7 protein-coding genes are annotated in these 6,889 nt (G+C 47.8%); 5 read left to right on the top strand and 2 right to left on the bottom strand.

Annotated features, from left to right (window positions below; genetic code table 11):
* Together VIN66_RS13250 and VIN66_RS13245 are read right to left on the bottom strand one after the other, a co-directional pair.
* On the bottom strand, positions 1-236 hold a 236-nt coding region (locus tag VIN66_RS13250; RefSeq protein ID WP_331924420.1), incomplete at its 3' end, for an aminotransferase class V-fold PLP-dependent enzyme.
* Positions 237-382: 146 nt separating this feature from the next.
* The gene (locus VIN66_RS13245; RefSeq protein WP_331924419.1) at positions 383-1,666 is read right to left on the bottom strand and encodes a citrate synthase; all 1,284 of its coding nucleotides are present in this window, start codon (positions 1,664-1,666) and stop codon (positions 383-385) included.
* Between the two features lie 390 nt (positions 1,667-2,056).
* On the opposite strand from VIN66_RS13245, the gene sdhC reads away from it, so the two are divergent.
* The 5 genes from sdhC to VIN66_RS13220 all read left to right on the top strand — a co-directional run.
* The gene (sdhC, locus tag VIN66_RS13240; protein ID WP_331924418.1) at positions 2,057-2,434 is read left to right on the top strand and encodes a succinate dehydrogenase, cytochrome b556 subunit; all 378 of its coding nucleotides are present in this window, start codon (positions 2,057-2,059) and stop codon (positions 2,432-2,434) included.
* Positions 2,425-2,772 carry a succinate dehydrogenase, hydrophobic membrane anchor protein gene (sdhD, locus tag VIN66_RS13235; protein WP_134054464.1) on the top strand — a complete coding sequence of 116 codons (348 nt, stop codon included), beginning with the start codon at positions 2,425-2,427 and terminating at the stop codon, positions 2,770-2,772. The genes sdhC and sdhD overlap by 10 nt, the downstream gene beginning before the upstream one ends.
* Positions 2,773-4,545 (top strand): succinate dehydrogenase flavoprotein subunit, encoded by a 1,773-nt coding sequence (gene sdhA / locus VIN66_RS13230; RefSeq protein ID WP_331924417.1) that lies wholly within the window; start codon positions 2,773-2,775, stop codon positions 4,543-4,545.
* Between the two features lie 12 nt (positions 4,546-4,557).
* On the top strand, positions 4,558-5,277 hold the full coding sequence (locus VIN66_RS13225; RefSeq protein ID WP_134054468.1) for a succinate dehydrogenase iron-sulfur subunit: 720 nt from the start codon (positions 4,558-4,560) through the stop codon (positions 5,275-5,277).
* 102 nt (positions 5,278-5,379) lie between these two features.
* The coding region (locus VIN66_RS13220; protein ID WP_331924416.1) for a thiamine pyrophosphate-dependent enzyme at positions 5,380-6,889 on the top strand (1,510 nt) is incomplete at its 3' end.

The raw sequence follows: 6,889 nt of genomic DNA, 5'->3' as shown, positions 1-6,889 counted from the left end.
TTAATAAAGCTAGCAACGGTATCACGGGCTTGTTCAAACTCAGCGGTTGCCTGCTGGCTTAACTGGTGTGCCCCGCGGTGCACATTACTGTTTTGCTGCTGATAAAAGCGCTGAACGGCGTCGGTGACTGCCTTTGGTTTGTGCATGGTGGCCGCATTGTCCAGATACACCCAATCAGGTTGCAGCTGAAAAAACGCGAACTGGCTGCGAAACTGCTGAACGTCAAAACCACTCATAGCAACGGAACTCATCAATTGAAAGGCGCGATTTTGCCTGTTTTTACGTGATGGTGCAAATCAGCTGAGAGCTGTTACACGCACTCTGTTTGCTGTTATTAGAAATAAAAAAAAGCGGCCGTAGCCGCTTTTTAAGTAAAACGTAATTAACGCTTATTCAAAGGTTTGAAATCACGCGCTGTGTAACCGGTGTACAGCTGGCGTGGGCGGCCGATTTTGTGGCCTTTTTCGCCCAGCATTTCGTCCCAGTGAGAGATCCAGCCGACAGTGCGCGACATAGCAAAAATCACCGTGAACATGCTGGTCGGAATACCGATAGCTTTCAAGATAATACCTGAGTAGAAATCTACGTTCGGGTACAGTTTCTTCTCGATAAAGTACGGGTCTTCCAGCGCAATGCGTTCCAGCTCCATTGCCACATCTAACAGTGGGTCTTTAATGTTCAGCTCTTTAAGCACTTCGTGGCAGGTTTCACGCATCACTTTAGCGCGAGGGTCGAAGTTTTTATAAACGCGGTGACCAAAGCCCATCAAGCGGAAAGAGTCGTTCTTATCTTTCGCCCGTGCTACGAACTCAGGAATACGATCCACTGAACCAATTTGCTGTAACATCTTAAGGCAAGCTTCGTTAGCACCACCGTGCGCCGGGCCCCATAATGATGCGACACCAGCAGCGATACAGGCATAAGGGTTAGCACCTGAAGAACCCGCTAAACGCACTGTTGACGTAGAAGCATTCTGCTCATGGTCAGCATGCAACATAAAAATGCGATCCATAGCTTTTGCCAGTACCGGGCTTACTGCGTAATCTTCAGCTGGCACAGAGAACATCATATGCAGGAAGTTTTCTGAGTAGCTTAAGTCATTACGTGGGTAAACAAATGGCTGTCCAACGGTGTACTTATATGCCATCGCTGACAGCGTAGGCAGTTTGGCAATTAAGCGGTGGGCGCTACGCTTGCGCTGTGCCGGGTCGTTGATATCCAAATCTGAGTGGTAGAATGACGACATAGCACCGACAACACCACATAACATCGCCATAGGGTGCGCATCAACACGAAAGCCTTGAAAGAATGCCGCGATTTTTTCATGCACCATAGTGTGGCGGGTGATAGTGTGTTTGAACTGGTTGTATTTCTCTGCGCTTGGTAACTCGCCTTCCAACAATAGATAGCACAGCTCAAGATAGTCTGAATGTTCTGCCAGCTGCTCAATTGGGTAACCGCGGTGCAATAATACGCCGTTGTCACCATCAATGTAGGTGATTTTTGATTCGCATGACCCGGTAGACATAAAACCCGGATCGAAGGTGAAGTAACCATGCTGACCCAAGGCGCGAACATCAATTACGTCAGTGCCGGCGCTGCCAGAGTATATTGGCAACTCAAACGATTTCCCATCGACCTGCACGACGGCCTTTTTATCTGCCATTGGATTTCTCCTGTTGTTGTAGTATCGGGTTAAAGGAATTTAGCAAATTGGTCGCTATTCTACCTGCAAACGACCCCATAAAGTCAATTTTAATGCGTTTTCGCTCAATAAGTATTCGACTCTAGTATTATTGCTCTAAAGAGCAAAATGTGTAATGTTCCAAATACGGATTTTTTCGAGTAAAACCAAACAAAAATTGTAATAGCGAACTGTGAAATATATACTATTGCGGTTTTTAAACAGTTCACTCAGCAAGCACTTTTGCTGTCTGGCAGTACTGATCCAGCTTGAGCAAAAAAGTGTATTGGTTTTGGGTGTTGACTGTTTATACAGCAATGACAACGACAATGACAACAAGAGCTCGATAATGGGCATCGATGGGCAAGCACTGTGAAAAAACAAAGACCAGTAAATCTCGACCTCTCTACCATATCGTTTCCGGCACCTGCCATAGCGTCAATTCTGCACCGTGTTACTGGTGTAGCATTGTTCTTTGCACTGGTATTCGTTATCTGGGCCTGGGCGTATTCGCTGCAGGATCAGCAGAGCTTTGACTTTGTTAAAGAGCTGATGACGTCTCACCTGGCAAAATTCATTGCCTGGGGCACTATCACTGTACTTATTTATCATCTGGTCGGCGGTATCCGTCACCTGATTATGGATATGGGACACTGGGAAGAGCTGAAATCCGGCAATTTAAGCGCGAAAGTTACGATCGCTATCTGGATCGTATTAGCAGTATTAGCAGGAGTATGGTTATGGTTCTGAATCAGGCAAGCCTGAAACGCGATGGCGTACAGGATTATGTGTCACTGCGGGCGACAGCTATTGTGCTGGCTCTGTACAGTGTGTTTATTCTGGGTTTCTTTATCTGTACCCCGGAAGTGACGTTTGAAGTATGGCAGAACCTGTTTGCCAATACGCTGGTAAAAGTGTTTACCTTGTTAGCTTTAGTATCTATTGCTGTGCATACCCGCATTGGTTTATGGCAAGTGCTGACTGACTACGTTAAGTCGGCTGCGCTGCGTGCAGTACTACAATTTTTCCTTTATGCCCTGGCTTTCGCATACGTTGCTGTCGGCCTGTTTGTTTTGTGGGGTGCTTAAGTGACTATTCCAGTAAGAGAGTTTGATGCCATCGTAATTGGCGCCGGTGGTGCGGGCATGCGTGCTGCACTGCAGATTACCGAGTCAGGTTTAACCTGCGCATTATTATCCAAAGTATTTCCAACCCGTTCTCACACGGTGTCAGCGCAGGGCGGTATTACCGTAGCGCTGGGTAACAGTCATGAGGACAATTGGGAATGGCACATGTTTGATACTGTCAAAGGCTCTGATTATATCGGTGACCAGGACGCTATCGAATACATGTGTAAAACCGGCCCGGAAGCCATTACCGAATTAGAGAACATGGGCTTACCGTTTTCACGTTTCGAAAACGGCCGTGTTTATCAGCGCCCTTTTGGTGGCCAGTCTAAGAATTTTGGCGGCGAGCAGGCTGCGCGTACCGCAGCGGCTGCTGACCGCACCGGTCATGCTTTATTACATTTGCTGTACCAGCAAAACGTTAAGAACAAAACTCAGGTATTTTCTGAGTGGTATGCGCTGGATCTGGTTAAAAACCAGGATGGCGCAGTAGTAGGTTGTACTGCGATTGATATCGAAACCGGTGAAATCGTCTATTTCAAAGCCCGTGCTACAGTACTGGCAACGGGTGGTGCAGGCCGTATTTTCGCATCAACCACTAACGCGCACATTAACACCGGTGATGGTGTTGGTATGGCACTGCGTGCCGGTGTGCCGCTGCAGGACATGGAAATGTGGCAATTCCACCCAACGGGTATTGCCGGTGCCGGTGTACTGGTAACTGAAGGTTGCCGTGGTGAAGGTGGTTACCTGTTGAATAAAGACGGCGAGCGTTTCATGGAACGTTATGCGCCAAACGCGAAAGACCTTGCCGGTCGTGACGTTGTGGCCCGTTCAATGATGACTGAAATCCGTGAAGGCCGTGGCTGTGACGGTCCATGGGGCCCGCACATTAAACTGAAACTGGATCACTTAGGTGAAGAGGTTTTGGAAAGCCGTTTGCCAGGTATCTGTGAGCTGTCACGTACGTTTGCGCATGTTGATCCGGTTAAAGAGCCTATTCCGGTTATTCCAACCTGTCACTATATGATGGGTGGTATTCCGACCAACGTACATGGTCAGGTTATTTCGCCAAAAGCGGATGGCTCTGAACCAATAGTTCCTGGTTTGTTTGCCTGTGGTGAAATTGCCTGTGTATCTGTACACGGTGCCAACCGTTTAGGCGGTAACTCACTGTTAGACTTAGTGGTGTTTGGCCGTGCAACGGGTCTGCATTTAGGCGAAGCGCTAGCGGCAACATCTGAAGGTCGCGCTGCAAGTCAGTCAGATCTGGATGAGGCTTTAGCCCGTACACGTCGCTGGGAAGACTCTAAGCCTGGTCAGGGCGAAGATCCTGCTCAAATTAAGAAAGACCTGCAGCAATGTATGCAGCTGAACTTCTCGGTATTCCGTGAAGGTAAAGCCATGGCGGAAGGTTTAGAACAGTTAAAAGAAATTCGTGAACGCCTGAAGTTTGCCCGCTTGGATGATAAGAGTTCAGATTTCAATACTCAGCGTATTGAATGTCTGGAGCTGGACAATCTGATGGAAACTGCATTCTCTACTGCCGTCGCTGCGAACTTCCGTACTGAGAGCCGTGGTGCACATGCCCGTTTCGACTATCCGGATCGTGATGATGAGAACTGGTTATGCCACAGTATCTATTCGCCGGAAACAGAAGCCATGACTAAGCGTAAAGTAAACATGGAACCGAAGTTCCGTGATGCTTTCCCACCTAAAGCACGTAATTACTAAGAGGGCACAGCGATGAAGAAGTTAGTTATCTCCGTCTATCGTTACAACCCTGACGTTGACAAAGCGCCGCGTATGCAGGATTACACGCTGGATAACCCGGAAGGCCGGGACATGATGGTGCTGGATGCGCTGATTAAGTTAAAAGAGCAGGACCCAACCTTATCATTCCGTCGCAGCTGCCGCGAAGGTGTCTGTGGTTCAGATGGTCTGAACATGAATGGTAAAAACGGTCTGGCATGTATTACGCCATTGTCTGCTGTCGGTTTAAAAGGCGGCAAAATTGTATTGCGGCCTTTACCAGGTTTACCGGTAGTGCGTGACTTGGTAGTTGATATGAGCCAGTTCTACACCCAGTATGAGAAAGTGAAGCCGTACTTAATTAATGATAGCAAGATCACACCAGCAGGTGAGTATCTGCAGTCACCGGAAGAACGTGCTAAGCTGGATGGTCTGTACGAGTGTATTCTGTGCGCATGTTGTTCAACGTCTTGCCCGTCGTTCTGGTGGAATCCTGATAAGTTTATCGGTCCGGCGGGTTTACTGCATGCATACCGTTTCCTGGCGGATAGCCGTGATACGGCAACAGAGCAACGTTTAAACGATCTGGATGATGCGTTCAGCGTATTCCGCTGCCACGGTATCATGAACTGCGTTAATGTATGTCCTAAAGGTTTAAACCCCACCAAAGCCATTGGTGAAATTAAATCGATGTTGTTAAACCGGGCGCTGTAATGCGCCCTTTTTGGGTATGTTAATAAAAGACGGCCTGGTAACCTGCGAACAGGCTGTTTTTTTGCTACTTTTTCCAGGTGCGCGGAAATTAAGGGAAACTAAATGCACGAAGGTGTAATGAAGGCATGGTTAGAGTCTTCTCATCTTGGCGGCGGCAACATGGCCTATGTCGATGAGTTGTATGAATCCTACTTAGCTGAACCTACCAGCGTCGGCGATGAATGGCGTGAGTTTTTTGCCAAGCTGCCAAAACTTGACGGAGTTGATTTAGAAACCCGTCACTCAGATGTCAGACAACAGTTTGCTGAGTTGGCCCGCAATAAGCACCGCGAAGTGGTAGTGGTGAATTCTGCGACAGCCGCTGACAGCCGTCAGGTAAAAGTGTTGCAGCTGATTAACTCTTACCGTTTCCGTGGTCATCAGCAAGCTAACCTGGACCCGCTGGGGCTGTGGAAGCAATCCAGAGTGCGTGATTTAGAGTTGTCTCATCACGACTTATCAGAAAGTGATTATGATACCGAGTTTAACGTGGGCTCTTTTGCTATCGGCAAAGAAACCATGAAACTGGGTGATTTACACAAGGCGCTGGAAAAAACCTACTGTGGGTCTATCGGTGCTGAGTATATGCACATCGTCTCTACCGATGAAAAGCGCTGGATCCAGCAACGCTTAGAAGCAAACCAATCTACTCCTTCTTATGATAAAGCCGAGAAGAGTCGCATTTTGAATGGTTTGGTCGCTGCTGATGGTTTAGAAAAGTATCTGTCATCCAAATTCCCTGGCGCAAAACGCTTCGGTCTGGAAGGTGGTGACGCGATGATCCCAATGCTCAAAGCAATGATTCACCGCGCCGGCGAGCAGGGAGCAAAAGATTGTGTTATCGGCATGGCTCACCGAGGCCGTTTAAATACTCTGATTAACGTTTTGGGTAAAAACCCTTCAAAACTGTTTGATGAGTTTGCAGGCAAGTACGAAGTTGTTGGTGCTGGTGACGTAAAATACCACATGGGTTTCTCTTCAGATTTTGAAACCTCAGGTGGTAATGTGCACTTAGCACTGGCATTTAACCCGTCGCACTTAGAAATCGTTAACCCGGTGGTAATAGGCTCGGTACGCGCCCGTCTGGACCGTCGTGGTTGTACCGATGGCTCTTTAGCGCTGCCAATTACCATTCATGGTGACTCTGCATTTGCTGGTCAGGGTGTTGTCGCTGAGACGTTTAATATTTCCCAAACACGGGCTTTTAAAGTCGGTGGTTCGATCCGCGTGGTTATTAATAACCAGGTTGGTTTTACGACTTCAAACCCTGAAGACACGCGTTCTACGGAATACTGTACAGATATCGCGAAAATGGTGCAGGCACCTATTTTCCATGTTAATGGCGACGATCCTGAAGCTGTTGTCTTTGTTGCGCAATTGGCGGTTGATTATCGCAATACCTTTAAGCGCGATGTTGTGATTGATCTGGTATGTTACCGCCGTAATGGCCATAACGAAGCGGATGAGCCAAATGCAACACAGCCGCTGATGTATCAGAAAATTAAAAAGCATCCGACGCCGCGCGAAATATACGCGAAGAAGTTGGTTGCCGAAGGTTTGTTCAGTAATGAGC

Origin of the sequence: Rheinheimera sp. (assembly GCF_036568245.1) — a bacterium.
Classification (GTDB): domain Bacteria; phylum Pseudomonadota; class Gammaproteobacteria; order Enterobacterales; family Alteromonadaceae; genus Alishewanella.
Note: the sequence above shows the minus strand (reverse complement) of the source record. Positions and strands in the feature narration are given on the sequence as shown.

What these genes read in the sequence shown, in the direction of transcription:
- VIN66_RS13245 (WP_331924419.1), bottom strand. Translation starts at nt 1,666, where the DNA reads ATGGCAGATAAAAAGGCCGTCGTGCAGGTCGATGGGAAATCGTTTGAG.
- VIN66_RS13225 (WP_134054468.1), top strand. Translation starts at nt 4,558, where the DNA reads ATGAAGAAGTTAGTTATCTCCGTCTATCGTTACAACCCTGACGTTGAC.
- sdhD (WP_134054464.1), top strand. Translation starts at nt 2,425, where the DNA reads ATGGTTCTGAATCAGGCAAGCCTGAAACGCGATGGCGTACAGGATTAT.